Raw genomic sequence first — 25,620 nt, forward strand, 5'->3', positions numbered from 1 at the left:
CATGGCAGAGCACACCGGGACCGGCGGCACCGAGGCCGCCGCGGACACCGCCCCGGAAGGGGCCGGCACCGTTACGGAAGGGGCCGGCACCGCCCCGGAGGAGGTCTGGGAGCCGCACGCCCCCGGCAGCGCCGCCCGGCTGCGCCCGCTGCGGGCCGGCGGACTGGAGCTGCAGGTCTCCGGCGCCGCGAGCGCCCGGACCGTGGACGAGGGCGTCCTGGAGGTCACCGTCGAGGACCCCGCCGAGGCGCGCATCGAGTGGCGCGTCCCCTGCGTGGACGCCACCTCCTTCTGGACCCCCGAACCGCGCGGCACCGGCTGGCTGCCCGCCGCCTGGAGCAGCCCGGCCCGGGTGAGCCTCGCCCGCGGTGCGGCCGTCGGCGCCCTGGTCGGCACCGGCGACGCGGCGATCTGCGCGTTCGCCGCCGACCGGGACGAGGCCCTGGCCGGCGCCGGAGTCGTCGAGGAGACCGGGGAGTTCCGCTTCTGGGTCCGCGCGACCGGCCGGCTGACCGTCCGGATCGACACCTCCGGCCGGCACTACGCCCGCTGCCTGGCCGCCGTCGCCGGCTGGTGGTGGTCCGGCCGCCGGGCGCACGTGCCCGACGCGGCCCGCCGCCCCGCCTACTCCACCTGGTACACCCTCCAGCAGAACGTCACCCCCGAGGTCGTGGAGCAGCAGGCCGCGCTCGGGAAGCCGCTCGGCCTCGACACGATCATCGTCGACGACGGCTGGATGACCCGCGACCGCACCCGCGGCTACGGCCACTGCGGGGACTGGGAGCCGCTCTCGCTGCCCGACACCGCCGCCCACGTGGCCCGGGTGCACGAACTCGGCGTCCGCTACCTGCTCTGGTACGCGCTGCCGTTCGTCGGCAAGGACAGCGCCGCCTGGCACACCGTCGGCCGCTTCGCCCTCGCCGACGTCGACCACCTCGGCGCCGTCGTCGTCGACCCCCGCTACCCGCAGGTGCGCGAGCACCTCACCGACGCGCTCGCCCGGGCCGTCGAGGAGTGGGGCATGGACGGGCTGAAGGTCGACTTCATCGACTGGTTCGGCGTCCAGGACCCGCCCGCGCCCGGCCCCGAGGCCGACTGCGCCACCGTCGACGAGGGCCTGCACAAGCTCCTCGGGGCCATCCGGCGCCGGATCACCGCCGTCCGCCCCGACGCGATGATCGAGCACCGCCAGCCGTACGTGAGCCCCGGCCTCTGGCCGTACGCCACGATGATCCGCGCCACCGACTGCCCGCTCAGCCCGCACGAGAACCGGCAGCGCACCATCGACACCCGGCTGGTCGCCGGACCGCTCGCCGTCCACTCCGACATGCTGATGTGGCACCCGGCCGAGAGCCCCGAGCAGGTCGCCTGCCACCTGATCAACGTGCTGTTCGCCGTCCCGCAGATCTCCGTCGACCTGGCGGCCCAGAACACCGGGCAGCGCGAGGCCCTCGCCTTCTGGCTCGGCGTCTTCCGCGAGCACCTCGGCACCCTGCAGCTCGGCGAACTCCGGCCCGCCCGCCCCGACCTGGGCTACCCGCTGGTCGCGGCGGCCGCCGCCGGCACCCTCGTGGTCGCCCGCTACGCGCCGCTGCCCGTCCGGATCGGCGACGACCCCTGGCACACCCTGCTGGTGGCCAACGCCGACGACGACCCCGAGGTCCGGCTGGTCGGCGGGCGGGGCACCGCCGAGGCCACCGTCCAGGACGCCCGCGGCCGGACGGTCGCCACGCAGACCGTCGACCTGGCGCTCGACGCCGCCGTGACCGTCCCGAGGGGAGGGCTGCTGACACTGCGCCGACCCGAGCCGCCGCTGCACGGGTAGAGTCACACGCCACCCCGCCCCCCCGACCCAGCCGCCGGAGCACCGATGACCCAGGGACCGCACCCGCGGCGCCGTGCCACCACGATCGCCGAGGTCGCCAGGTCGGCCGGGGTCTCCCGGCAGACCGTCTCCAACGCCCTCAACGCCCCGCACCGCGTCCACCCGGACACCCTGGCCCGGGTCACCGCCGCCGTCGAGCAGCTCGGGTACCGCCCGGACCAGTCGGCCCGCTCGCTGCGCACCGGCGAACGGCGGGTGCTCGCCTACCTCGCGCCGGTGGACGACCCGTTCGACCCGAACCCGCTGATGGCGGGCTTCCTGGAGGCCCTGGTGGACGCGGCGGGCGCGGAGGGGCACCGGGTGCTGCTGTTCCGCCCCGCACCGGGCGGGGCGCAGGCCAGGGCGGCGATCGACGAGCTGGTGGCGGCCCGGCAGGTCGACGGGCTGGTGCTGGCCGACGTGCTGGACGGGGACACCCGGGTCGCCCACGCGGCCCGGGTGGGCGTCCCGTTCGCCGCCTTCGGCCGCACCGCGCCCGACCAGCCGCCGTACTGGGTCGACATCGACAACGCCGCGGCGATGGCCGAGGTCGTCCGGCACCTGGCGGCGCGCGGCCACCGGCGGGTCGGCTACGCCGGATCCGCCGACGCCGAGCTGCCCTGGACCGCGGCCCGCCGCAGCGGCTTCCACGCCGAGGCGGCCCGCCTCGGCGTGGAGGTCCTGGCACCGCCGCCGGGTGCGACGGGGGTGGACGGGCTGCGCGCGCTGCTGCACCGGCCCGACCGCCCCACCGCCGTGGCCGCCGACAACGACCTCTCGGCCCTCGACGTGTACGAGGCGGTCCGGGCCGAGGGACTGGCCGTCGGCCCGGACGTCGCGGTGACCGGCTTCCACGACACCCCGCTCGGCCGGCACCTGCACCCGGACCTGACCTCGGTCCGGCTGCCGCTGCGGGCGATCGCCGCGGGCCTGGTCCAGCTGCTGCTGGCGCAGGTCCGCGGCGAACCGCTGCCGGCGGCCGGGCGGGAGCTCGCCGCGGAGCTGGTGGTGCGCGCCAGCTCGGGGTGACCCGGCCGGCCCGCAGGGCGGGCGCGGGCCTGGTCGGTGGCGCCGGGTCGGCGGCGCCCGGTCGGTGGCGCCCGGTCGGTGGCGCCGGTTCAGCGGCGCCGGGTCAGGCCCTGGTCGATCGCGGAGATCAGCTCACCGTTCGGGGTGTCCCCGTCGAGCGACCAGATCATCGCGCCGCCGAGGCCCTCGTTGCGGACGTACTGGGCCTTGGTGCGCAGCACGGTCGGGTCGTCGTAGGTCCACAGCGTGGTGCCGTCGAACAGCCAGGCGTGGCCGTTGTGCGCGCCCCGGTGGAGCGTGTAGCCGCCGGACTCGGCGAGCTTCTTCAGGTGCTTGTAGTCCTCGGTGCCCGCCACCCAGGTGGCCGGGGCGGGGGCGGTGGCGGGCTGCCCGAGGCCGTCGCCGCCCCCGGTGACGCCGGTCCATCCCTGGCCGTAGAACGGCATGCCGACGACCAGCTTGCGGGCCGGGGCACCCCGGTCCAGCCAGGCGTTGACGGTCTGGTCGACGCTGAAGTCCTTGCGCTTGGCGTAGAGCGCGGACTGCTGGGCGGTGGTCTTCTCGCCCGAGACGTGGAAGTCGTAGCCCTGCAGGTTCACGAAGTCGAAGTCGCGCATGATCCTGGAGACCTCGAAGCCCGCGTCGATCTTGGCGGGGGCGGTCGGTACGTACGCCGACAGCTCGTAGTGCGTGCGCTTGGGCAGCGACCGCCCGTACGCGTCCAGCTGGACCCGGAACTCGCGGACGAGCTTGGTGAAGTTCTGCTTGTCCTCCGGGCGGACGCCGTTGCCCTCGGCGCCCTCCGAACCCGGCCACTCCCAGTCGAGGTCGATGCCGTCGAAGACCCCGGCGGCCGCGCCCGCACCGCCGCGCGGACCGTCGACCGGCAGGTTGCCCTTGATGTAGACGTCGATGCAGGAGGCGACCAGGGCCTTGCGGCCGGCGTCGGTGCGGACGGCGTCCGAGAAGTGCGCCGAGCCGCTCCAACCGCCCAGCGAGATCATGGCCTTGAGCCCGGGGTGCTTGGCCTTGAGCTCGCGCAGCTGGTTGAAGTTGCCGGCCAGCTTCTGGCCGGCGGTGTCGGCGACGCCGTCCACCGAGTCGGCGGCGCCCACCGGGCGGCCGTAGTCCGCCCACGGGTCGGAGCCGGGCACGTTGCCCATCAGGCACCTGCCGTCCGCGCCGATGCTGCCGAAGGCGTAGTTGATGTGGCTGAGCTTGCCGGCGGTGCCGCTCGACTCCAGGTCCTTGACCTGGAAGTTGCGGCCGTAGATACCCCACTGGATGAAGTAGCCGATCCGCTTGTACGCGTGGGACCCGGAGCGGCCGGCCTCGGACGCCTCCTGGGCGGCGGCCGGCTCCGGGGCCGCCACGGCGGCCGGGGCCAGCGGAACGAGCAGGCCGAGCACGGCGGCGGCCGTGCCGACGGTCAGCTTGGTCAAGGATCTGTGACGCATCGTCGAGATCACCCCTTGTGCGGTGGGGGCCGCACGGTCGTGGGACTGGGACATGGAAGGTGGCGGCAGGGAGGCCACCGCCCCGCACGGCGCCGTCATGACTCGGACCCGGCACGGAAGGCCGGCCGCTGGGGACGGCGACGACTCAACCGGCACAGGTCTGGACCGGTCAATGAATTCGCGCGAAAGTTTTGCATGCTGCACCGGTCGGGGTGACGGATCGTCAGGAAGTTTTAGGGGAAGCCCTGATGGCGGAGCCGGCCGCGGCCCTCAGACCGCCGGGGCGTGCCGGCGCACCGCCAGGGCGGCCAGGGCGGTCACCGCGGCCAGGGTCGTCCAGAGGGTCCCGGGGCCGACCGCGAGCAGCCCGGTCAGGACGGCCGGTGCGGCGGCCCGCCCGATGCCGGTGGACAGCTCCCAGCGGGCCAGCGCCCGGCCGAGCCGCCGCGGCGGCGCCGCGGCCACCACCAGGGCCGTGCCCGCACCCGCGTAGAGCATCTCGCCGACGGTGTACGGCACGGCGACCGCCGCCAGCAGCACCGCCCCGGCACTGCCGCCCAGCGCCGACGCCGCACCGAACCCCAGGTACGCGGCGGCCAGGACGAGGCCCGAACCGGCCAGCACCGAACGGCGCGGACGCCCGGACAACCGCCGCACCAGGGTGACCTGGGCGGTGATCACCAGCAGCGTGTTGCCGACGAACACCGCCGAGGCCCAGGCCGGGGAGGCGTGCAGGTGGGTCACCAGCAACGCGGGCAGCGCCACCTCCAGGACGTCGAAGCAGAACGCGTACGGCAGGTTGGCGAGGTTCAGCGCCCGCAGCCGGCGGGCGGCGCCCGGGGCCTGCGCCGGGGACGGTGCAGGAGTCGGCGCCGGGGACGGGGCGTCGGGCGTGTCATCCCGCAGGACGGGTCCGCCGGCCGTGTCCCCGTGCGGTACGGCCCCGCAGGCCGGCCCGCCCGACGGCGTCCGCAGCGAGTGCACCAGCCCGGCGGCCAGCAGGCAGGCGAGCCCGGTCACCGCGGCCAGCCCGCGCAGCGCCCCCGGGCCCGCGGCGACCGCGCCGGTCGCGATCAGTGCCCCCGCCCCCAGACCCGCATTGCGCAGTGAACGCCCGGTCGCCAGCGCCGTGTCCCGGTCGCGGCCGTCGGTGAACGCGGCGACCAGCGCGGCGTGGGCCGTCGGCCAGCACTGGGTGCCGAGGCCCAGCAGCACCACGGCCGCCGTGAAGCCGGCCGGGCCGTCCGCGCCGATCAGCACCGCGACCCCGGCTGCCCGTACCAGCAGGGTGGCGACCACCGGTCCGGTCCGGGCGCCCCGGTCGATCCAGCGCCCGGTCAGCGGGACGGCGGCCAGCCCGGCCAGCAGGCCCAGCGACAGCGCCAGCCCGGTCCGCCCGGCACTCAGGCCGAGCACGAACACCCCGTACACCAGCAGGAACGGGCGCAGCAGTCCCGCCCCCAGCGCGTCCACGACCAGCGCCACCGCGTACCGGCCGCTGCCGCCGACCCGCAGTCCGCCGACCGGCAGCCCGCCGGGCCGCCGTCCGCTCCGCCCGCGCTGCCGGCCCGTCCGGTCGGCGACCGGCGCGGCATACGGCGGTACGGCAGGCGGCGGGGCGGCACGCGGCGGGGCGGGCTCCTTCTCCTCGATCAGATCCATGACCGCCACGCTGCGCCCGCCCCGGCCCGCGGGCACGTCGGTTGACGGTGATCGTCAACCGACGCGGGCGGCGCCCCGGGCCGCTGGCAGGATCGGCGGCATGAGCCTCACCGTCGACGTCACCGGACTGCCGCCCGAACGGCTGCTGTTCGCCCCCTCGCCGCTGGCCGAACTGCACGCGATGCTGCACGTGCTCGCCGAACCCGCCCACCACCCGCTGCTGCACGGCTGGGCGGCCGCGACCACCGCCGCCCTGCGGCCCGAACTCGCCGACCGGCTCCTGGAGGCCGACGTCCTCTGGCGCGCCGCCCGGGCCGACTTCCTCCTCCCGGCCCGCCCCGCCGCCACCCTGGCCGAGGAACTCGACGCCGTCGACCGGCTCGACGACGAGCGCTACGTCCAGGCCGCCCTGGTCACCACCTGCGGCGCGCCCCGGCGCGGACGGCGGGTGCCCTCCCCGCTGACGAACACCGCCGACCGGGAGCGCGCCCGCGAACTCGCCCTCGCCCGCGGCCCCCGCCAGGCCGCCTTCGCCGAACGGCTGCTGGCCGACCCGCCCGCCGTCCGCGGGCTGGTGCGGCGCCTGCTGGAGGAGTGCGAGCAGGCGTTCTTCGCGGACGCCTGGCGCCGGGTGCTGCCCGACCTGGCCGCCGACGCCCGCCGGAAGACCGACATGCTGGAGCGGTGCGGACCGGCGGAGGCCGTGGCGGACGTCTCCGCCGCGGTCACCCTGGACGGCGCCGACCCGGCCCGCCGACGGATCGTCATCGACAAGCTCGACGACATCGCCACCAGCGCGACCGCCGCCGGCGGCATGACCTTCATCCCGAGCGCCTTCGGCCGCCCGCACCTGGTCGTCGTGCACACCCACGGCTGGCAGCCGGTCGTCCAGTACCCCGTCGCCCACCCCGGGGCCGGTGAACCCGTCTCCCTTGCCCTGGTCCAGCAGCGCCTGGAAGCCCTCGCCCACCCCGTCCGGCTGCGCCTGGCCCGCTCGATCGCCCGCAGCGCGCGGACCACCGTCGAACTCGCCGACTTCTGGCAGCTGACCCCGCCCGAGGTCTCCCGCCACCTCGCCGTCCTGCGCCGGGCCGGCCTGCTCACCACCCGCCGCCGCGGCCGGTACGTGCTCTACCAGCTCGACCTGGGAGCGGGCGCCCGGCTCGGCACCGACCTCCTGGAGGCGGTGCTGCGGTAGCCCGAACCGTGACCGGCGGGGCGTTGCCGCGGGGAGCGGGGGCGGTGTTGGATCGGCGGTACCGGGGGTGCGGGGCAGCGGGCCCGGCGCGCCGCGACGGAACGGGGGAATCCATGGGGAGCGGGCGACTGCGCGGAGCGGTGGTGGCGGGGGCGGTGGCGTTCGGCCTCGCCGCCGCGGCCCTCGCCGGAGGCATCGGCACGGCGGGCTGGAACGGGGACTACGGCGACGCGTACTCGGCCGGTGCCGGGACCGACCACCTGGACCCGGGCCAGGCCTCCTTCGGTAAGTTCGGCGAGCAGGGGGCCCAGGTGGTGGAGGCCGGCCGGGGGCAGGACCTCCCGCACGGGGACCAGGGGCCGCAGGACCTCCGGTAGCCCCGGGCCCGCCGCCCCCGGGGCGGGCCGGTCGCCGGGTCACCGGGTGGCGGCGGCCCGCAGGGCGGCGGCGCGGTCGGTGCGCTCCCAGGTGAAGTCGGGCAGCTCGCGGCCGAAGTGGCCGTAGGCCGCGGTGCGGGTGTAGATCGGGCGCAGCAGGTCGAGGTCGCGGATGATCGCGGCCGGGCGGAGGTCGAAGACCTCGGTGACGGCCCGTTGGACGGCGGGCACCGGCACGGTCTCGGTGCCGAAGGTCTCCACCAGCAGGCCGACCGGTGCCGCCCTGCCGATGGCGTACGCGACCTGCAGTTCGCAGCGGGTGGCGAGGCCGGCGGCGACGACGTTCTTCGCCACCCAGCGCATCGCGTACGCGGCGGAGCGGTCGACCTTGGAGGGGTCCTTGCCGGAGAAGGCGCCGCCGCCGTGGCGGGCCATGCCGCCGTAGGTGTCGATGATGATCTTGCGGCCGGTGAGCCCGGCGTCGCCCATCGGTCCGCCGATCTCGAAGCGCCCGGTCGGGTTGACCAGCAGCCGGTGGCCGTCGGGGTCGAGGGCGATGCCGTCCTCGGCGAGCCGGCGGAGCACCGGCTCGACGACGAACTCCCGTACGTCGGGCGCGAGGTGGCCGTCCAGGCTGACGTCGGCGGCGTGCTGTGTGGAGATCACGACGGTGTCCAGCCGGACGGGACGGGCGCCCTGGTACTCGATGGTGACCTGGGTCTTGCCGTCCGGGCGCAGGTAGGGGATCGAGCCGTCGCGCCGGGCCTGGGCGAGCCGGCGGGCGAGCCGGTGCGCGAGGTCGATCGGCAGCGGCATCAGTTCCGGGGTGTCGTCGCAGGCGTAGCCGAACATCAGGCCCTGGTCGCCCGCGCCCTGCTCGTCGAGCGGGTCGCCGGCGCCGGAGTGGCGCTTCTCGTAGGCGGAGTCGACGCCGCGGGCGATGTCCGGCGACTGGGCGCCGAGGGAGACGGAGACGCCGCAGGAGGCGCCGTCGAATCCCTTGGCGGAGGAGTCGTAGCCGATCCCGAGGATCGTGCCGCGGACCAGGGCGGCGATGTCGGCGTACCCGGTGGTGGTGACCTCGCCGGCGACGTGGACCTGGCCGGTGGTGATGAGCGTCTCGACGGCGACCCGGGAGGCGGGGTCGGCCGCCAGCAGGGCGTCGAGGACGGCGTCGCTGATCTGGTCGGCCATCTTGTCGGGGTGGCCTTCGGTGACGGATTCGGAGGTGAACAGGTGGCGGGTCACGGGGAGTTCCCTTCGGTGCGGGGGCCGGCGTCCGGTGCCCCGGGGCGGGACCGCAGGGCGCGGGTGGTGAGCCGGTCGGCGGCGCCGGTCCAGCCGGCGGGGTCGAGGAGGGCGGCGAGCCGCCGTTCGTCGAGGTGCGCGGTGACGGCCGGATCGGCGGCCAGGACGCGGAGCAGGCTGCTGCCGCGGCGGTCGGCCGTCCGGGCGGCCTCGGTGAGCAGGCGCCCGGCGCGGGCCCTGCCGAGGTGCGGGGCGAGGGCGGCGGTGAGGCGTTCGGCCATCAGCCGGCCGCGGGTGAGGTCCAGGTTGGCGCGCATCCGTTCGGGGTGGACGGTGAGGCCGGCGGCGAGTTCGGCCGCGGTGGCGGCGGCGCCGCCGGTGAGCCGCAGGCATTCGCGCAGGGGCAGCCATTCGGCGTGCCAGGCGCCGGCCGGCCGTTCGTCCTCGGCCACCAGGGCCGCGGTCAGCACACCGGCCAGCGCGGGTACCTGGAGGGCGGCGCTGCGGATCAGGGTGGCGAGCACCGGGTTGCGCTTGTGCGGCATCGCGGAGGAGGCGCCCCGGCCCGGTCCGCCGGGTTCGGCGAGTTCGGCGATCTCGGTCCGGGCCAGGGTGGTGACGTCGGCGGCGAACTTGCCGAGGGCTCCGGCGGTGAAGGCCAGGGCGGCGCCCAGGTCGGCGACGGGGGTGCGCAGCGTGTGCCAGGGCAGCAGCGGCCGGGCCAGGCCGGTCTCGTCGGCGTACGCGTCGACCAGCCGTTCGCCGTACCCGCCGGGGTCGCCGTGTCCATCGGGGTCGCCCTGCCTGCCTGGCCCGCCGGGGGTGCCGGGCCCGTCGCCCGCGTACTCCAGGTAGCCCGCCAGGGTGCCCGCCGCGCCGCCCAGCGACACCGGCAGCGCGGACTGTACGGCGGCGAGCCGCTGTTCGGCGTCGAGGACGAGCGAGCGCCAGCCGGCCGCCTTCAGCCCGAAGGTGGTGGGCACCGCGTGCAGGGCGAGGGTGCGCCCGGCCAGGACGGTGCCGCGGTGGGCGTCGGCGAGCCGGGCCAGGGCCGCGGCGGTGGCGCCGAGGTCGGTGCGGACCAGGGCGAGGGCCCGCCGGGCGACCAGCATGGCACCGGTGTCCAGGACGTCCTGGCTGGTGGAGCCGCGGTGCACGTACTCGGCGGCGGCCGGGTCGGCGGCGGCGACCGCCGCGGTGAGCGCCCGGACCAGCCCGACGACCGGGTTGGCGGTCTCCCGGGCGGCGAGGGCCAGGGCGCGCAGGTCGAAGTGCTCGGCCCGTGCGGTCCGGGTGATCGCCGCCGCGGCGGCGGGCGGGACGGTGCCGAGGGCGGCCTGCGCCCGGGCGAGGGCCGCCTCGGCGTCGAGCATGGCCTGCAGCCAGGCGGTGTCGTCCACCGCCGCCTCGATCGGCAGGCCGGCCCGGACGGGTGAGAGCAGTCCGCTGTCGGTGCCGGTCATGCCGCCCGCCTCCCCGCGGTGGGGCGGTCCACCCGTTCGGCGGACCGCGGTGCGCCGACGGTGCCCGCGCCCGTGGTGCCGGCGCCGGGCGGCGGGGGCAGCGCGAGTACGGCCCGGGCGATGGCGTCGGCGTCGCCCAGGGTCACGGAGTTGACGCCGGGGCGGATGCCGGCCGCGGTCACCCAGTGCACGGCCTCGGTGGGGACGCCGTACGCGAAGCGCCGGGGGTGCGCGTGCCCGCGGGCGTCGACGAGCCGGTAGGGCCGCTGGGTGACGGCCAGTCCGCCGGTCTCGTAGGTGGCGCCGCTGCTGTCGCCGATCCGGTACGGCACGGCCTGGCCGTCGGCCAGCAGCCGGCGGAGCAGGGCGTCGCCGGTGCGGCGCAGGTCGGGTTCGGGCAGCCGGGCCTCGATGAGGGCGGTGGCCCGGACGGGCTCCGCGTCGACGGCGGGCGAGTGCGCGGTGAAGGCGGGGGAGGGGCCTTCGGTGTCGAGTTCGATCCGCAGGTCGGGGCCGAGCAGTTCGACGACCCCGGCCTCGACGAGGGCGCGCAGTTCGTCGATCCGGGAGACCGGCGGGCCGATGGAGAGGAAGGCGTTCAGCGGGGTGTACCAGCGCTGGAGGTCGTCGCGGTACGAGGTGCCCTCCAGCACGCCGTGGTCGACGGCGAGCCGGATCTCGTTGCGCAGGTCCCGCAGGACGTCCAGGGCGGCCTTGAGCGGTCCGCTGACGTTGCCGGCCCGGGCCGCGCGGGCGTCCCGGGCGAGGTGGCCGAGGATCCAGGTGCGGTACTCCTCGCGCCCGGCGAAGCGCAGGCCCCGGTGCGGCCGGGATATCGAGTCCCAGTCCCACCGCTCGGCGTCGGCGATCCGGTGCTCGTCGAGGAGGCGGCGCCGGGCCGGGTGGTCGGCCGCGGCGAGGTAGCGGGCGGTGAACGCGGCGCTGCCGGGGTGCCCGCGGGCGGCCAGCAGGGTGCCGTAGTACACGCTCTCCACCTCGCGGGCGATCAGCGGCCACAGTTCGGTGGCGAAGCCGACCGGGTCGCCGCGGCCGGCCCGTTCCCGCAGCCGGGCGGCGAGTTCCTCGGTGAGCAGTCGGGGCTCGTAGCGGCCGTGCGGGCCCTTCTCGTTCTCGCCGCGGGCGTGGTACGGGACCCCGCGGCGGGAGCCGGCGAGCAGCAGCGGCTCCCGACCGGAGGGCAGGTACCGGAGCCGCCCGTCCTCCTGCCGGACGAACCGGCCGCCGCGCCCCTGGGTGAGCAGGGCGAGGTGGTCGAAGAAGTTCAGCCCGAGGCCGCGCACCAGCACCGGCCGGCCGGGCGGCAGGACGGACAGGTCGACGTCGGCGGGGTTGGCGGGCGGCAGGTGGAGCAGCCCGTGGGCGGCGGCCTCGCGGGCGAGCCGGCGTTCGGGCGGGGTGAGCGCGGCCGGGACGTGGCCGAGGGCGAGCACGACGGCGGCCAGGCCGGTGAGCCGGGTGCCGTCGGCGAGGGCGAGGTCCTGGCCGGCGCCGGGCCGCGGGTCGGCGTCGTGCAGGGCGACCGCGCGGGTGCGGTGCTCGACGATCCGGCAGTGCGCGGGGGCGCCGGCCGCGACCCGGCGGTAGACGTCCTGGAGGTAGCGGCCGTAGAAGGCCCGGGTGGGGTAGCCGTCGGGGTGCAGGGCGCGGGCCTCGGCCAGCACCGCGTCGCCGTACTCCTGCCGGCCGCCGGCCGGCACGGTGGTGGCGGCCCATTCGTGGAGGCTGGGGCCGGTCTCGACCGGGCCGTCGATGGTGACGCTGGGGTCGGTGAACAGGGTGACCTGGGAGGCGACGGTGTTCATCAACAGCAGTCGGGACTGCGAGGTGCGCCAGACCCGGCCGGGGCCCGGCGGATAGGGGTCGACCAGGTGCACGGTGAGGGTGCCGGGGCCCGCGTGGCCCCGCTCGTTGGCGAGCAGCCGCTCCAGGACGCAGAGGCCGCGGGGGCCGGCGCCGACGACGGCGACCTGCCGGTCCCCGGCGGCGGCGTGCGGTCCGGCCGGGTGCGGGCCGGTGGCGTGCGGGCTGTGGTGCGGGTCGCTGGTGTGCGGGGCGGTGCCGTGGGAGGTGGCGCTGTGCGGGGCGGTGCCGTGCGGGGCGGTGCTCGGCGAGGCGGCGCCGTGCGGGCCGGACGGGCGCGGGCCGGACGGCTGGGGGGCGGAGGGGTGCGGGGCCATGGTGGGCGGCCTCCCGTTCAGGGGTGGCGGAGCAGGACCTTGCCGAGGCTGTCGCGGCGCTCCAGGTGCGCATGGGCGGCAGCGGCGTCGGTGAAGTCGTACTCGCGGTCGATGCGGGCGCGCAGGGTGCCGTCGAGCAGTCCCCCGAAGACGGCGTCGGCGCGGGCGGTGAACTCCCGCCGGGTGAGCACGTGGTGGGTGAGCGTGGGCCAGGTGAGGCGCAGCGAGCCCTTCCGGGCGAGCAGGAACGGGTCGATGGGCTCGGCCGGGCCGCTGGACTGCCCGTACAGGACGAGGGTGCCGCGCGGGCGCAGGGCGTCGAGGCTGTCGTGGAAGGTGGCCCGGCCGACCGAGTCGTAGACGGCGTGGGCGCCCTCGCCGCCGGTGACCCGGCGGACGGCGTCGGTGAACCGCTCGCGGTCGTAGCGCACGACGGTGTCCACGCCGAGTCCGGCGGCCAGTTCGGCCTTGCGCTCGCTGGAGACCGTGCCGACGACGTGGGCGCCGGCCTGCTTGGCCAGTTGGACCAGCAGCTGTCCGACGCCGCCCGCGGCGGCGTGCACCACGACGACCTCGCCCGCGGCGACGGGGTGGGCGTCGTGCGCCAGGTAGTGGGCGGTGAGGCCCTGCAGCATGGCGGCCGCGGCGGTGCGGGAGTCCAACGCGGCCGGTACGGCGACCGCCAGGCGTTCCGGGACGGTGACGAACTCGGCGTAGGCGCCGGGGAATTCGCCGTACGCGACGCGTTCGCCGACGGCCAGGGCGGTGACCCCGGGGCCGACCGCGTCGACCGTTCCGACGGCGTCCAGGCCCGGGGTGAACGGCAGGGGCAGGGTCATGGAGCCGGTCCGGTGGTAGACGTCGACGTAGTTGACGCCGATCACCTCGGTGCGGATGCGGACCTCGGCGGGGCCGGGCTCGGGCAGCGGTACGTCCTCGACCCGGAGCTGTTCGGGTCCGCCGTGGGCGTGGACGCGGATCGCCTTCATGAGGTGCTCCCTCGGCTGTGCTGGTAGGTGGGTGCGGGTCCGGTGGGGGGTTCCGGGGGCTGCAAGGGTTCTTCGGGCGCGGGCACGGGCGCGGGCGGGGTGCGGGCGGGCCGGTTGGCGAGCAGTCCGCCGCCGATCATCAGGGCGCCGCCGAGGAGTTGCAGCGGGGTGGGCACCAGGGCGAGCGCCGCCAGGCTGATCAGGACGGTGAAGGCGGGCTCCAGTTGCAGCACGCTGGCCGTCTCCCAGGCCCGCAGCCGGGCCAGGGCCAGGTGCAGGGTGACGTACGCCAGGCAGAAGTTGGTGACGGCGAGCAGCAGTTGGAGGCCGATGGTGCCCGGTCCCGGGTGCCAGCGCAGTGATCCGGGGGAGAGCAGCAGGACGGGCAGCAGGGCCACGGCGGCGGGCAGCAGCCGCCACAGGGCGAGCTCCAGGGCCGGCATCCGGTCCATCAGCCGCTTGGCGGGCAGGTAGGCGAGTCCGGCGAGGACGGCTCCGGCGAGTACCAGGAGGTCGCCGCGGCCGACGGAGGTGAGCCCGGCGCCCGGTTCGCGCATCACGACGAGCAGCCCGCCGAGGAGGGTGACGGCGATGCCCGCGGTCTGGCGGCGCCCGAGCCGGTCGCCGAGGACCAGTACCGCGGCCAGCACGGCGGTGGGGCCCTGCAGTTGGATCAGGAACCCGCCGTTGACCGGGCTGGTCTCGCTGAGTCCGGCGACGACGAGGGCGAGCGAGGCGCCGGTGCCGACGACCGAGACGAGTGCGAGCCGGATCCAGTCGCGGCCGGAGAGACCGCGCGGCACCAGCCGCCGGCGGCGCACTGCCAGGTATCCGCCCAGCAGTGCGGCGCCGATCGCGAGGTTGAGCTCCGTGGTGAGCAGCGGATCGATCTCGACGGTCACCCGGTTGGCCAGGACGGCACCGGCTCCGAAGAACGCGGCGGTGAGCAGTGCGAAGAGATAGCCCTGCGTACGCACGGTGGTGGCCTTTCCGTGGGAGGGGCGGTCGGGGTCAGGCGGCGCGCAGCCGGACGGCGTGCCCGCGTTCGACGCCGTACCGGGCGGCGAAGTTGGCCTGGTTGAGGGCGAGTCCGAACTGGTCGCGGCTGGCGATGTAGGCGAGCGGCTCGCCCTCGCCGGTCTCGCCGAAGGTGCGGCGCAGCGGGGTGGTCAGCCGGGTGGCACCGATGTCGATCTCCAGGTCGGTGTCGAATCCGATGCCGTGGCGTTCCAGGAATTCGCGGGTGATGCTGGTCCAGATGTTTCCGTAGTTCTTGTCGAGGATGGCCACTTCGCCGACGATCCAGCCGTCGTGGAGTTCGGGTTCGGCGGTGTTCAGCAGGACGACGTCCTCGACCGGGACGGTGTCGCCGACGTCCTCGAAGGGCACGCCCGCGGCCACGTGCGCGGCGGCGGAGATGACGATGTCGCGCCCGTAGAAGGTCGGGTCGATGACGGGCCGGCGCACCGTGTCGGAGCTGATCCGGCGGACCTCGGCCACGCCGGCCTCCAGGACGATCCGGCTGAGCAGGCCGTTGTTCGGGGCGAAGTAGGTGTGGCCCTGCGGGGTGCGGACGCCGATCGCGTTGTCCTGGACGCCGGTGTGCGGGAAGGTGACGCACCCGAAGACGGCGTGGGAGGGGAAGTAGCGGAAGGAGTCCCGGATGTAGAGGCTCGCCTCGTAGATGTCGAAGGGGGTGACGTCGTGCGTCACGTCGACGATGGTGGCGTGCGGGGCGATGCTGAGCACCATGCCCTTGCAGATGCCCACGGCGTCGTCGACGAGCCCGAAGTCGGTGAGCAGGCCGACGATCGGCACGGGGGCGGTCGGCGGGCGGGTGGGGCGGGCGGAGGAGGACATGCTGAACCCTTTCGGGGAGAGCGAATTCACGGAGAAATCCGATGATGTTTCCGCAGCTCGGGATTCTTCGGCCCTGTCGCGGAAGAGATTATGGCCGCGCGGCGGCGAATGCGGCGCACTGCCGCGGAAACGGTGCTGCGTGTACGGGTGAACTGCGCGCAGCGGGGTGCCCCCGCTCGGGCGGCGGACGGGCTGTGCGCCCTTTCCGGTGCGGTCGGTGCGGCTCATGTATCGACTGTCGGACGGCGGATGTCCCGGGGGCACGGGGCCGGCGTCCCGTTCCTGCCCCGCCCGCGGCGGCCGCCCGCCCGGGACGGGAGGCCGGGCCCCCCGGGACCGGGCGCGGCGGGCGCGCACCGTCCGGCAGCGCGAACAGCCCGGCGCACACCCTGCGACGAGGGGGTGCGCCGGGCTGTCCACCGCCGGCCAGAGCCTGCGGCGCGCGCGGGGGAGGGGGCGGTCAGACGCCGGCCGGGGAGCCCTTCGCCCGCCGGGCGCCGGAACCGTCCCCGCGCAGGGCGAGGCGGGCGTAGGCGCGGACGTCGGCGTCGGTGTCGGCGAGCCGGTCGCGCAGGGCGGCGGCGACCGCGTCCCCGGCGGCGGCCGGGGCGAGCGCGCGGACGGCGGCCTTGCGGACGTCGGCGTCCCGGTCGCCGAGCTGGGCGAGCAGCGGCGGCAGGGTGCCGGCCGCGGCGAGCGCCCCGGCCGCGGCCTTGCGGACCTGCCAGGCGCCGTCCGGGACGGCGGCCAGCGCGGCCAGCGCGGGCGGGCAGCCGATCCCGGCCGCGCCGGTGAAGGCGGCGGCGCGCACCAGCGGATCGGGGTCGGCGGCCAGGGCGAGCAGGGCGGCGGCCGCGCCGGGGTCGCCGATCGTGCCGAGCCCCTCGCCGACGGCCACCCGGACCTCGCGGGAGGCGTCCCGGGCGGCCCGGGCCAGGGCGGCGGCCCCGGCCACCGCGACCAGGCCGTGCACCGCCTGCAGCCGCACCGGGACGGCGGGGTCGGCCAGCCCGGTGGCGTACAGCTGCACCGAGCCGGTGCGCAGCGCGCGGGACAGCTCCAGCACCCCGGCCCGGACCACCGGGTCGGGGGAGGCCGCGGCCGGGACGAGCGCCGCGCCCACCCGGGCGTCCAGCACCTCGACGAGCTCGCGCAGCCCGGCGACGGCCGCCGCCCGGACCCGTTCGTCGGCGTCGGCCAGTGCCCCGGCCAGCGCGGCGCCCGTCCCCGGCGGGGCGCTCTCGGTCAGCACCGCGATCGCGGTGCGCCGGACCTCGGCCGCGGGGTCGGCCAGGTACGGCGCGAGCCGGTCGAGGCCGGGCTGCCGCTCGGCCAGCCGCAGCAGGTCGAGCAGCCGGGGCGGGGCCGGGGCGTCGCCCGGGTCGTCCGTGCCGCCCCCGTCGCCCGTGCCGCCCGTCGTGCCCGTCGGGGCCGGTGCCGCCGGGGCGGCCCCGGTCCGTCCGACCGGCAGCGGGTGTACCTCGCCGAGCACCGTCACCGGCAGCTCGGGCGGCTCCAGCCCCTCCACCGGCACCAGGTACGGCGCGACCGGCCGGGTCAGGAACTCCATCCGCCCGGCGGCGTTCCGGCGCAGGTTGAGGTGGCTGAACCAGCGCCCGTCGTCCTTCCCCGGGTGGTCGACCCGCTCGTGGTAGAGCCCCCAGCGGCTCTCGGTGCGGGCGAGCGAGGAGCGGGCGGCCATCTCGGCGCAGTCCCGGATGAAGTCCACCTCCACCGCCCGCATCAGCTCGTGCGGGGTCCGCGCCCCCATCGCCGCGATCTCGCCGCGCATCCGCTCGAAGTGCTCCAGCGCCACCGACAGCCGGGAGCCGGTCTTCGGCGGGGCCACGTAGTCGTTCACGAAGCGCCGCAGCTTGTACTCGACCTGCTGCTGCGGGGGCCCGTCCGGGTTGCGCAGCGGCCGGTAGACCAGCTCGTGGGCGGCGGCGACCTGGTCGGCGGGCAGGGCGGCCCGGACCTCCGGCAGGTGCCCGGCGGCGTGGGTGCCGGCCAGGTCGCCGAAGACGAACGCGCCGATCATGTAGTTGTGCGGGACGCAGGCCAGGTCGCCCGCCGCGTACAGGCCGGGCACGGTGGTCGCCGCGTTCTCGTCCACCCGGACGCCGGAGGCGGAGTGCCCGCCGCACAGGCCGATCTCGGAGATGTGCATCTCGATGTCGTGGGTGCGGTAGTCGTGGCCGCGCCCGGCGTGGAAGGTGCCCCGGCTCGGCCGCTCGGTGGTGTGCAGGATCGACTCCAGCGCCCGCACGGTCTCCTCCGGCAGGTGCGTGGTCCGCAGGTACACCGGGCCCCGGTCGGAGGCCAGTTCGGCCGCGAACTCGGACATCATCCGCCCCGACCAGTAGTCGGAGTCGACGAACCGCTCGCCGTGCCGGTTCACCTGGTACCCGCCGAACGGGTTGGCCACGTACGCGCAGGCAGGACCGTTGTAGTCCTTGATCAGCGGGTTGATCTGGAAGCACTCGAGCCCGCTCAGCTCCGCGCCCGCGTGGTAGGCCATCGCGTAGCCGTCCCCGGCGTTGGTCGGGTTCTCGTACGTTCCGTACAGGTAGCCGCTCGCGGGCAGGCCGAGCCGCCCGCACGGGCCGGTGGCGAGGACGACGGCGCCCGCCGAGACGGTGACGAACTCCCCGCTGCGGGTGTCGAACCCGGCCGCCCCGACCGCCCGGCCGCCGGCGGTCAGCACCCGCACCGGCATCACCCGGTTCTCGATGGTGATCCGCTCGCGCAGCCGGCGCTCCCGCAGCACCCGGTAGAGCACCTTCTTGACGTCCTTGCCCTCCGGCATCGGCAGGACGTAGCTGCCCGAGCGGTGCACCTGGCGGACCAGGTACTCGCCCTGCTCGTCCTTCTCGAACTTCACGCCGTAGCGCTCCAGCCGCTGCACCATCGCGAAGCCGCGGGTGGCGGTCTGCCGCACCGTGCGCTGGTCGACGATGCCGTCGTTGGCGCGGGTGATCTCGGCGACGTAGTCGTCGGGATCGGCGCGGCCCGGCACCACGGCGTTGTTGACGCCGTCCATGCCCATCGCCAGCGCACCGGAGTGCCGGACGTGCGCCTTCTCCAGCAGCAGCACGCGCGCCCCGGCCTCCGCCGCGCTGATCGCGGCCATGCAGCCGGCGGTACCGCCGCCGATCACCAGCACGTCGCAGCTCGCCCGCCGGGCCTCGGCGGGATCGGGGATCCTCATGGGGTGCCCTCCTCGGGCGGTTCGTCGTCGGTGTCGGAGAGCCGGGCCAGCACCCGGCGGCGCAGCGCGAGCACGGCCGGCTCGCTGCGGGCGGCCGGGTCGCGGGCGTACGGCACCGGGTGAACCGCCGCCAGCGTCCCGCCGCCCAGCACCGCCACCCGGTCGCCGAGCAGCAGCGCCTCGTCGACGTCGTGGGTGACGAAGACGACCGTGCAGCGCTCCTGCTCCCAGACGGTCAGCAGGAGTTGCTGCATCGCCGCGCGGGTCCGCGCGTCCAGCGCGCCGAACGGCTCGTCCATCAGCACCGCGCGCGGCGCGCCCACCAGTGCCCGGGCCAGCTGCACCCGCTGGCGCTGCCCGCCGGACAGCTCGCGCGGCAGCCGCCGCTCCAGCCCGGCCAGGCCCACCCGGCCGATCCACTCGGCGACCGGGGCCCGCCGCGCCGCGCGCGGCACCCGCCGGACCGCCAGCGGGAGTTCCACGTTCCGGTGGACGCTGCGCCAGGGCAGCAGGCCGTCCTCCTGGAAGACCAGGGCGCGTTCGGCGCCCGGTCCGCGCACCGGTCGGCCGTCCGCCAGCAGCTCCCCGCCGGCCGCCGGCAGCAGCCCGGCCAGGGCCCGCAGCAGGGTGGACTTGCCGCCGCCCGACGCGCCGACCACGGTCAGCACCTCGCCCGGCGCGATGTCGAGGTCCACCCCGTCCAGCACCGCCTGCCCGGGGTGCCCGAGGCTCAGCCCCCGGGCCGTCAGCCGCAGGCTCATACCGCCGCCCCCTCTCGTTCCCGGGCGGCCCGCACCGGCCGCGGCGCCGCCACCCGCTGCGGCACCCGGCCGCCGCGGTCGGTCGGCAGCCAGGAGGTCAGCCGGCGGCCGAGCCACTCGACCGCCCCCGAGGTCGCCCGGCCGAGCAGCCCGATGGTGGCCATCCCGACGAACACCCCCGGGTAGTCGAGCACCGTGTACGCCGACCAGGTCCGGTACCCGACGCCGAACTGGCCGGAGACCATCTCCGCCGAGATCACGCAGATCCAGGCCACTCCGATGCCCACCGAGAGGCCGCCGACCACGCCCGGCAGCGCACCGGGCAGCACCACGCTCCACAGCACCCGGCCGCGCCCGCCGCCCATCGTCCGCACGGCCTCCTCCCAGAGCGGCGGCACCGCCCGGACGGCGTGCCGGGTGGAGACCAGCACCGGGAAGAACGCGGCGGTGAAGGTGATGAACACGATCCCCTGCTCGTTCTCCGGGAAGAGCATGATCGCCACCGGCACCAGCGCGATCGCCGGGACGGGCCGGATCAGCTCCAGCACCGGGCCGACCAGGTCGGCCGCCCACCGGGAGCGCGCCGTCCACACCCCCACGGCCACCCCGAGCACCGCCGCCAGCAGGAAGCCGGTGCCGATCCGCCGCAGGCTGTCCACCAGGTCCTGCCAGTACGGCCCGGTGCCGAGCTGCCGGACGAACGCCTCCCCGACCTGCACCGCCGTCGGCAGGTGGTCGAACCGCACCCAGAACCGCACCCGCTGCGCCGTCAGCAGCTGCCACAGCCCGACGAAGGCCAGCAGCGCCGCCGCCTGCCGCACCCGCCGCCACGGCCGGGCCCCCGACCGCGCGGTCACGCGGCGGCCAGCGCTTCCCGGTACGAAAGACCCCGGGCGCCCGGGTGGGCCGCCAGGTACGCCTTCGCGCCGTCCTCGGTGGTGAACGGCAGCAGCCGCTCGCCGTCCTGCACCCAGTGGTCCTTGTCGGCGAACCAGCGGGTGCCGGTGGCCGCGTCCGGCACGTACGCCGCGCGGACCTTCCGGTCGCCGGCCTTCAGCGCGCGCAGCAGGCAGACCGGGTCGGCGGCCGGCCGGGTGGTCTCCTCGCCCTCGTACCAGATCTCGCCGGCCAGCGCCGGGTCCTCGGCGGGCCGGTTGCAGACCGGGTCGGTGCCGCCGATCCGGGCCGGGGGGACCGCGGGCAGTTCCGCCTGCTGCTGGTACGAGCCGTCGATGAAGCGCTCGACGTCCAGCGCCTTCAGCACGCCCACCGACTTCAGGAACGGCACGTCCTCGCGCAGCGCGTCCAGCAGCTTCGGCTCCAGCGCGGTGGCGAAGGTGGCGATGCCGTTCGGGCCGTTGTATAGGTGCACCACCTCCGGCGGGAGCCCGGTCGCCTCGGCGACCTTCCGGCTGGCGTCCAGCGGGTGCTCGTTGAGGTGGCGGGTGGCGTCGGCCTGCGCCCGCAGGAAGGCCCGGACCACCTCGGGGCGCTCGGTGCCGTACTGCTGCCGGATCACCACGCCGTGCAGCGTCGGCCGGCCGAGCGCGGCGCCGTCGTACAGCAGCCGCCCGTCGCCGGCGAAGACCACGGCGCCGGGCCAGGCCACGAACTGGGCGAGCGCGTCCACGCTGCCGGCCTTCAGCGCCGAGGCGCCGACGGCGGGCTGCTGGTTCTGCTTGCGGATCGCGCTCTCCGGCACGCCCGCTCTGGCGAGCGCCTGGACCAGGGTGCCGTCGGCCGCCGAGCCGACCGAGGTGGACACCGTGCGGCCCTTCAGGTCGGCGAGCGTGTGCGCGGGCGAATCGTTCGGCACCACCACCGAGTTGAGCGCGCCGAGCAGGTTGTAGCCGGTCACCGAGACCAGCCGGGTGCCGGGCCCGCCGGCCTCCTGGGCGCGGGAGCCGTTGATCAGCAGCGGGTAGTCGCCCATCGAGCCGATGTCGATCTTCCCGGCGAGCATCTGGGCGGTGATCGGCGCACCGGAGTCGTAGTCCTGCCAGGTGACCCGGTACGTCCTCCCGTCCCGGCGGCCCTGTTCGGCGAGCCGCTGCTCGAAGTACCCCTGGCTGCGCAGCAGGGTGCCGGCGGTGACGGTGTTGATGGTCTTCGACTGGTAGCCGACGACCACCTCGACGGTACCGTCACCGGCCCCGGCCGCGGACGAGCAGGCGGTCGCTGCGGCGAGCACGGCGGCGGCCAGCATGGGTCTGAGCGGGCGTGCGGAGTAGGGCATCTGACGGCTCCTCAGCGCAGTAGGTAGGGCATGTTGACGGTGACCGCTCCGGTGGGGCAGCGGGCGGCGCACGGGCCGCAGTACCAGCACTCGTCGACGTGCATGTAGGCCTTGTTGCTGTCCGGGTCGATGGCCAGCGAGTCGAGCGGACACATCTCCACGCAGAGCGTGCAGCCGTCGATGCACAGCGAGGCGTCGATGGTCACGGGGACGTCGGAACGGTGGTCGGCGAGCGCCATCGGGGCTCCCTCAGGGGATGTCGCGCAGCAGCCGGCCCTGCATGGTGATCCGGTCGCCGCGGAAGCGGACGTACTCCAGGTCGACGGGTCGGCCGTCGGCCAGCGAGGTGAGCCGCTCCAGCATCAGCAGGGCGGCCCCGCGCGGGACTTCGAGAACGGTCGCGGAGTGCGGGTCGGCGTTGACCGCCTCCAGGGTGATGTCGGCCCGGCCGAGCGGCTGGCCGGTGAACTCCTCGATCAGCCGGAAGATGTCCTGGCCGACCAGGTCCTCCGGGGCGAGGGCGGCGCCGATGTCCGGCGCCAGGTAGGTGAGGTCGAGCGAGAGCGGCAGCCCGTTCAGCCGGCGCAGCCGCTCCACGTACACCACGTCGCCGCCCTCGGGCAGGCCGAAGCGGCGGGCGACCGGGCCCGGGGCGCGGACCGGGCCGAAGGCGCGGACCTCGTTGGTCACCTCGCCGTGCTCGTGCAGCGTCTCGGCGAGGCCCTGCAGCCGGTTCAGCCCGTGCGGCACCTTCTCCGCGACGACCAGCGTTCCCGAACCGGGCACCCGGCGGACCAGGCCCTCACCGCGCAGCAGCGCCAGGGCCTCCCGAACGGTGTTCCGGGAGACGCCGAACTCCTCCGCCAGCCGGTCCTCGTGGGGCAGCGGCCCGCTCCCGAACGCCTCGCTCAGCACCTGCCGGCGCAGCACGTCGGCGACCTGCCGGGCGCGGTCGGCGCGCAGCCGCCGGGCACCGGCCTGGTTCGGGTTCTCGCTGGTCATCGGCACTGCTCCGGGCGTCGGCGGCGGGTTCGGCCAGAACCATAGGGCCGAACCGGCGGGTATTTCGTTGCCGCCGCATTACGCCACCTGACGACTCGTCCCCACCCCCTGCCACCTGCGGGAACGACGCCGGCCCCGGGCGAACTGCCACCGCGCCCGCCGCTCAGTCGGCCGGGTTGGTGCGCTTCACGTTGCCCTTGGTGTCGGTCAGCAGGTAGCCGCTGTTGTGGTACTCGTTGGAGAGGTAGACGCGGATGCTCGGCAGGCCGTCGAGCATCCAGGCGTCGACGATCACGTAGCGGCTGGTCGGGTTCTGGACCTTCAGCGACTGGTCGGCCTTGGCCAGGATGCCCGGCAGCACGTTCCAGTCGTACTGGGCCAGGTCGACGGTCTTGTCCTTGCCCATCGAACTGCCCGTCCGCTTGCTCACCTTGCCGTCGCGGTAGTCGTACCAGTCGTAGTTCTTGCCGTCCGTGGTCGGCACCTGGGCGCTGGCGTAGCCGGGGTAGACGGTGAGCTGCTTGACCGTGGTGCCGCCCGACTTCTCGGTGATCGCGGCGACCACCGTGCGCATGCCGTCGGGGGTGAGCAGGTCGGTGGCGGCCGGGGTGCTCTTGGTGCCGGGCTGAGCGGTGGACTGGCCGCCGGGCGACCCGGTGGCCTTCCCGGTGGCCTTCCCGGTGGACGGCGCGGTGGCCGCCGCGTCCCCGCCCGACCCGGCCTGCCCGGTCGGCGCGGTGCCCTTGGCCTGGTTGCCGGGGCCCGCGTTCTTCGGCAGCAGGGCCCAGACGAGGACGCCCGCCAGCACCACGGAGCCCGCGGCCAGCAGCACGGTGAGCGCGGCCCGCCGGGGCCGGGGCGGTTCGGGCTGCGCCGACGGCCACGGCTCGGCGGCGCCGTCCGGCCCGGCGCCGCCGTGCGTCGGCCCGTGGAAGGCGCCGTGGGTGGGGCTGCCGGGGGCGGCGCCCCCGTGGGTGTCCGCGCCCGGGTGGTGGCCGTGGCCCGCGGGCGGGTACGCGGTGGCGGGCCGGCCGCCCGGCGGCGGGTACGGGCCGGGGCCGGTGGCCGCGTACGGATCCGCCGCGTACGGGTCGCCCGGTGCGTACGGACCGGCCGGTGCGTACGGCCCGGCGGCCGGGTGTCCGCCGGGCGCGGGGTGGCCGCCGGAGGGGTACCCGCCGTACGCCGGGTGCGGGGTGTCGAGGAAGGTCGGCGTGGCGGTCGGGACCGGGCCGAGCGGTACGGTCGCGCCGCCCTGCTCGGCGGCGGCCAGCGCCCGGTCCAGCTGCTCGGCGTCGGGCCGCACCGCGGGGTCGCGGGCCAGCAGGGCGGCCAGCACCGGCCCCAGCGGCCCGGAGCGGGACGGCGGCGGCAGGGGCTCGTCCAGCACGGCCGCCAGGGTGGCGAGGGTGGTGGCCCGGCGCAGCGGGTGGTGCCCCTCGACGGCCACGTACAGCATCATGCCGAGCGACCACAGATCGGAGGACGGATTGCCCTCCTCGCCCCGGATCCGCTCCGGTGCGATGTACTCCGGCGAGCCGATCAGCGCGCCGGTGGCGGTCAGCGCGGTCGAGCCCTGCATCGCGGCGATACCGAAGTCGGTGAGGACGGGGGTGCCGTCGGTGCGCAGCAGGACGTTGCCGGGCTTGACGTCGCGGTGCTGGATGCCGGCGGCGTGCGCGGCGCGCAGGGCGGAGAGCACCCCCCGCCCGATCCGGGCGGCCTCGGGCACGGTCAGCGGGCCGCGGGCGATCCGGTCGGCGAGGCTGCCGCCGGAGACCAGCTCCATCACCAGCCACGGGTGCGGGTGCCCGGGGGTGTCGACGATGTGGTGGATGACCGCGACGTTCGGGTGCTGGAGGCGGGCGAGCGCGCGGGCCTCGCGCAGCACGCGTTCGCGCAGCTCGTCGGCCCCGGCCGGGTCGGCGGCGGCCATCGCCGGGTCCGGCGGCCGGACCTCCTTCAGGGCGACCTCGCGGTGCAGCGCGTTGTCGCGGGCGCGCCAGACCAGGCCCATGCCGCCGCCCCCGAGGCGTTCGAGCAGTTCGAAGCGGTCGTCGATGAGCCGTGCGTCCGGCCCCCCAGTAGTCATGGCCGACATCGTAGGGGGCGGCGCCGACCGCCGGGCCGGAGCCCGTCGGCCGGCCACGGCCGCCCGCCCGCCCGCGACCCCCCGGACCGGGTCGGTCGAGGGCGCGCACGGGCCGGGCACGCGCCCCCAGGTGGAAACCGGACCGGATGTGGGCAGCGTCGCCCGTACGACCGCATCACCGATCCCCGGGGGGCCACCACCATGCGTACGATCCGCCGCACCGCCGGTCTCGCGGCCTGCGCCGCCCTCGTCCTGACGCTCGCCGCCTGCTCGGGCGGCTCGAAGCCGGCCGCCCGCGCGTCCTCGGCGAAGGCCGCCGGGTCGGGCACCGGCTCGCCCGCGGCCTCCACCGGGGCACCGTCGCCCGCCGCGGCTCCGACGGCGGCGGGCGGGTCCACCGGGTCCGCCGGGTCCGCCGGACCGTCCGGGAGCGGGAAGCCGACCGCGACCGCCGCCGGCAGGCCCTCGCGCACCCCCGGCCAGGAGGACCCGGCGGGCCTGGACGACTGCTCCACCGGCGACCTCACCTTCCGGATCGCCCCCGGGCAGACGCCCGACCGCCTGGTCGTCACGGCCACCAGGAAGCCCGGCCCGGCCTGCGTGCTGGTGCCGTTCCCGAGCCTGTCCTCGGACGGTCTGGACGGCGAGATCGCGCAGAAGCAGCCGCCGAGCCCGATGCCGCGCCTGGTCCTCGACCCGGGCGAGGAGGCGCACAGCGTCTTCCGTCACCGGGCGGCCGCGCCGGGTGCGCCGACGTACCCCTTCGGCACCCTGCACCTGACCTTCCTGCACGGCGCGCAGGGCCCGTCCGACCCGGCGGTCGAACTGAGGGCGCCGGCCGGTTCGGTCACCGACAAGAGCGCGTACGTCACGGTGTGGGCGTCCAAGGCGTCCGTCGTGCAGTACTGAGCGAGGCCGCCCGGCCGGCCCCGCCGCGAGCGGTTCCGGCCCGGCGGACCGGGGGGCGGTCTCG

At 76.3% G+C, this 25,620-nt stretch carries 20 protein-coding genes; 5 read left to right on the forward strand and 15 right to left on the reverse strand.

Features of this window, described 5'->3' with window-relative positions:
* Position 1: 1 nt before the first annotated feature.
* Both ACWGB8_RS21200 and ACWGB8_RS21205 read left to right on the forward strand, forming a co-directional pair.
* Positions 2–1,825 (forward strand): glycoside hydrolase family 36 protein, encoded by a 1,824-nt coding sequence (locus ACWGB8_RS21200; RefSeq protein WP_452215087.1) that lies wholly within the window; start codon positions 2–4, stop codon positions 1,823–1,825.
* A 45-nt stretch (positions 1,826–1,870) separates the two neighbouring features.
* Positions 1,871–2,893 carry a LacI family DNA-binding transcriptional regulator gene (locus ACWGB8_RS21205; RefSeq protein ID WP_452215088.1) on the forward strand — a complete coding sequence of 341 codons (1,023 nt, stop codon included), beginning with the start codon at positions 1,871–1,873 and terminating at the stop codon, positions 2,891–2,893.
* Between the two features lie 89 nt (positions 2,894–2,982).
* Here ACWGB8_RS21205 and ACWGB8_RS21210 read toward each other — a convergent pair whose 3' ends face one another.
* Positions 2,983–4,350, reverse strand: coding sequence for a glycoside hydrolase family 18 protein (locus ACWGB8_RS21210; RefSeq protein ID WP_452215089.1), 1,368 nt, complete (start codon positions 4,348–4,350; stop codon positions 2,983–2,985).
* Positions 4,351–4,620: 270 nt separating this feature from the next.
* Complete coding sequence (locus tag ACWGB8_RS21215; RefSeq protein ID WP_452215090.1) at positions 4,621–6,012, reverse strand: MFS transporter; 1,392 nt, start codon at positions 6,010–6,012, stop codon at positions 4,621–4,623.
* A gap of 100 nt (positions 6,013–6,112) precedes the next feature.
* Here ACWGB8_RS21215 and ACWGB8_RS21220 point away from each other — a divergent pair, with 100 nt between their 5' ends.
* A complete protein-coding gene (locus ACWGB8_RS21220; RefSeq protein WP_452215091.1) occupies positions 6,113–7,210 on the forward strand; it encodes a DUF5937 family protein in 1,098 nt (365 codons plus the stop codon).
* Positions 7,211–7,323: 113 nt separating this feature from the next.
* The gene (locus ACWGB8_RS21225; RefSeq protein WP_452215092.1) at positions 7,324–7,587 is read left to right on the forward strand and encodes a hypothetical protein; all 264 of its coding nucleotides are present in this window, start codon (positions 7,324–7,326) and stop codon (positions 7,585–7,587) included.
* 39 nt (positions 7,588–7,626) lie between these two features.
* On the opposite strand, the gene metK is transcribed toward ACWGB8_RS21225, so the two are convergent.
* The 13 genes from metK to ACWGB8_RS21290 form a co-directional block, all read right to left on the reverse strand.
* Positions 7,627–8,835, reverse strand: coding sequence for a methionine adenosyltransferase (metK, locus tag ACWGB8_RS21230; protein WP_452215093.1), 1,209 nt, complete (start codon positions 8,833–8,835; stop codon positions 7,627–7,629).
* Positions 8,832–10,298 carry a lyase family protein gene (locus ACWGB8_RS21235; protein ID WP_452215094.1) on the reverse strand — a complete coding sequence of 489 codons (1,467 nt, stop codon included), beginning with the start codon at positions 10,296–10,298 and terminating at the stop codon, positions 8,832–8,834. Before ACWGB8_RS21235 ends, metK begins: the two co-directional genes overlap by 4 nt.
* Positions 10,295–12,496, reverse strand: a complete 2,202-nt coding sequence (locus ACWGB8_RS21240) for an FAD/NAD(P)-binding protein (RefSeq protein WP_452215095.1) — start codon at positions 12,494–12,496, stop codon at positions 10,295–10,297. The genes ACWGB8_RS21235 and ACWGB8_RS21240 overlap by 4 nt, the downstream gene beginning before the upstream one ends.
* A 17-nt stretch (positions 12,497–12,513) precedes the next feature.
* Positions 12,514–13,485, reverse strand: a complete 972-nt coding sequence (locus ACWGB8_RS21245) for a quinone oxidoreductase family protein (protein WP_452215096.1) — start codon at positions 13,483–13,485, stop codon at positions 12,514–12,516.
* Positions 13,482–14,462, reverse strand: a complete 981-nt coding sequence (locus ACWGB8_RS21250) for a DMT family transporter (RefSeq protein WP_452215097.1) — start codon at positions 14,460–14,462, stop codon at positions 13,482–13,484. The genes ACWGB8_RS21245 and ACWGB8_RS21250 overlap by 4 nt, the downstream gene beginning before the upstream one ends.
* 34 nt (positions 14,463–14,496) lie before the next feature.
* Entirely contained in the window at positions 14,497–15,345 is an 849-nt protein-coding gene (locus tag ACWGB8_RS21255) for an SAM hydrolase/SAM-dependent halogenase family protein (RefSeq protein ID WP_452215098.1), read from the reverse strand.
* A gap of 460 nt (positions 15,346–15,805) precedes the next feature.
* The gene (locus tag ACWGB8_RS21260; protein WP_452215099.1) at positions 15,806–18,556 is read right to left on the reverse strand and encodes a fumarate reductase/succinate dehydrogenase flavoprotein subunit; all 2,751 of its coding nucleotides are present in this window, start codon (positions 18,554–18,556) and stop codon (positions 15,806–15,808) included.
* Positions 18,553–19,317 (reverse strand): ABC transporter ATP-binding protein, encoded by a 765-nt coding sequence (locus ACWGB8_RS21265; protein ID WP_452215100.1) that lies wholly within the window; start codon positions 19,315–19,317, stop codon positions 18,553–18,555. Before ACWGB8_RS21265 ends, ACWGB8_RS21260 begins: the two co-directional genes overlap by 4 nt.
* The gene (locus ACWGB8_RS21270; protein ID WP_452215101.1) at positions 19,314–20,174 is read right to left on the reverse strand and encodes an ABC transporter permease; all 861 of its coding nucleotides are present in this window, start codon (positions 20,172–20,174) and stop codon (positions 19,314–19,316) included. Before ACWGB8_RS21270 ends, ACWGB8_RS21265 begins: the two co-directional genes overlap by 4 nt.
* Positions 20,171–21,553 carry an ABC transporter substrate-binding protein gene (locus ACWGB8_RS21275; protein WP_452215102.1) on the reverse strand — a complete coding sequence of 461 codons (1,383 nt, stop codon included), beginning with the start codon at positions 21,551–21,553 and terminating at the stop codon, positions 20,171–20,173. Before ACWGB8_RS21275 ends, ACWGB8_RS21270 begins: the two co-directional genes overlap by 4 nt.
* Before the next feature lie 11 nt (positions 21,554–21,564).
* The gene (locus ACWGB8_RS21280) at positions 21,565–21,792 is read right to left on the reverse strand and encodes a 4Fe-4S dicluster domain-containing protein (RefSeq protein WP_209413139.1); all 228 of its coding nucleotides are present in this window, start codon (positions 21,790–21,792) and stop codon (positions 21,565–21,567) included.
* Positions 21,793–21,802: 10 nt separating this feature from the next.
* The gene (locus ACWGB8_RS21285) at positions 21,803–22,555 is read right to left on the reverse strand and encodes a GntR family transcriptional regulator (protein ID WP_452215103.1); all 753 of its coding nucleotides are present in this window, start codon (positions 22,553–22,555) and stop codon (positions 21,803–21,805) included.
* A gap of 163 nt (positions 22,556–22,718) precedes the next feature.
* Positions 22,719–24,647: a protein kinase domain-containing protein gene (locus ACWGB8_RS21290; RefSeq protein WP_452215104.1), complete on the reverse strand. Its 1,929-nt coding sequence runs from the start codon at positions 24,645–24,647 to the stop codon at positions 22,719–22,721.
* Between the two features lie 201 nt (positions 24,648–24,848).
* Between ACWGB8_RS21290 and ACWGB8_RS21295 the strand changes: the two genes are divergently transcribed.
* Positions 24,849–25,556, forward strand: a complete 708-nt coding sequence (locus tag ACWGB8_RS21295) for a hypothetical protein (protein ID WP_452215105.1) — start codon at positions 24,849–24,851, stop codon at positions 25,554–25,556.
* Positions 25,557–25,620 lie beyond the last annotated feature (64 nt).

It is taken from the genome of Kitasatospora sp. NPDC054939 (assembly GCF_053610105.1).

Bases quoted from the DNA above. Each gene is read 5' to 3' on its own strand.
- ACWGB8_RS21200 (WP_452215087.1), top strand. From the start codon at position 2: ATGGCAGAGCACACCGGGACCGGCGGCACCGAGGCCGCCGCGGACACC.
- ACWGB8_RS21205 (WP_452215088.1), top strand. From the start codon at position 1,871: ATGACCCAGGGACCGCACCCGCGGCGCCGTGCCACCACGATCGCCGAG.
- ACWGB8_RS21210 (WP_452215089.1), bottom strand. From the start codon at position 4,350: ATGCGTCACAGATCCTTGACCAAGCTGACCGTCGGCACGGCCGCCGCC.
- ACWGB8_RS21215 (WP_452215090.1), bottom strand. From the start codon at position 6,012: ATGGATCTGATCGAGGAGAAGGAGCCCGCCCCGCCGCGTGCCGCCCCG.
- ACWGB8_RS21220 (WP_452215091.1), top strand. From the start codon at position 6,113: ATGAGCCTCACCGTCGACGTCACCGGACTGCCGCCCGAACGGCTGCTG.
- ACWGB8_RS21225 (WP_452215092.1), top strand. From the start codon at position 7,324: ATGGGGAGCGGGCGACTGCGCGGAGCGGTGGTGGCGGGGGCGGTGGCG.
- ACWGB8_RS21235 (WP_452215094.1), bottom strand. From the start codon at position 10,298: ATGACCGGCACCGACAGCGGACTGCTCTCACCCGTCCGGGCCGGCCTG.
- ACWGB8_RS21240 (WP_452215095.1), bottom strand. From the start codon at position 12,496: ATGGCCCCGCACCCCTCCGCCCCCCAGCCGTCCGGCCCGCGCCCGTCC.
- ACWGB8_RS21245 (WP_452215096.1), bottom strand. From the start codon at position 13,485: ATGAAGGCGATCCGCGTCCACGCCCACGGCGGACCCGAACAGCTCCGG.
- ACWGB8_RS21255 (WP_452215098.1), bottom strand. From the start codon at position 15,345: ATGTCCTCCTCCGCCCGCCCCACCCGCCCGCCGACCGCCCCCGTGCCG.
- ACWGB8_RS21260 (WP_452215099.1), bottom strand. From the start codon at position 18,556: ATGAGGATCCCCGATCCCGCCGAGGCCCGGCGGGCGAGCTGCGACGTG.
- ACWGB8_RS21265 (WP_452215100.1), bottom strand. From the start codon at position 19,317: ATGAGCCTGCGGCTGACGGCCCGGGGGCTGAGCCTCGGGCACCCCGGG.
- ACWGB8_RS21275 (WP_452215102.1), bottom strand. From the start codon at position 21,553: ATGCCCTACTCCGCACGCCCGCTCAGACCCATGCTGGCCGCCGCCGTG.
- ACWGB8_RS21280 (WP_209413139.1), bottom strand. From the start codon at position 21,792: ATGGCGCTCGCCGACCACCGTTCCGACGTCCCCGTGACCATCGACGCC.
- ACWGB8_RS21285 (WP_452215103.1), bottom strand. From the start codon at position 22,555: ATGACCAGCGAGAACCCGAACCAGGCCGGTGCCCGGCGGCTGCGCGCC.
- ACWGB8_RS21290 (WP_452215104.1), bottom strand. From the start codon at position 24,647: ATGACTACTGGGGGGCCGGACGCACGGCTCATCGACGACCGCTTCGAA.
- ACWGB8_RS21295 (WP_452215105.1), top strand. From the start codon at position 24,849: ATGCGTACGATCCGCCGCACCGCCGGTCTCGCGGCCTGCGCCGCCCTC.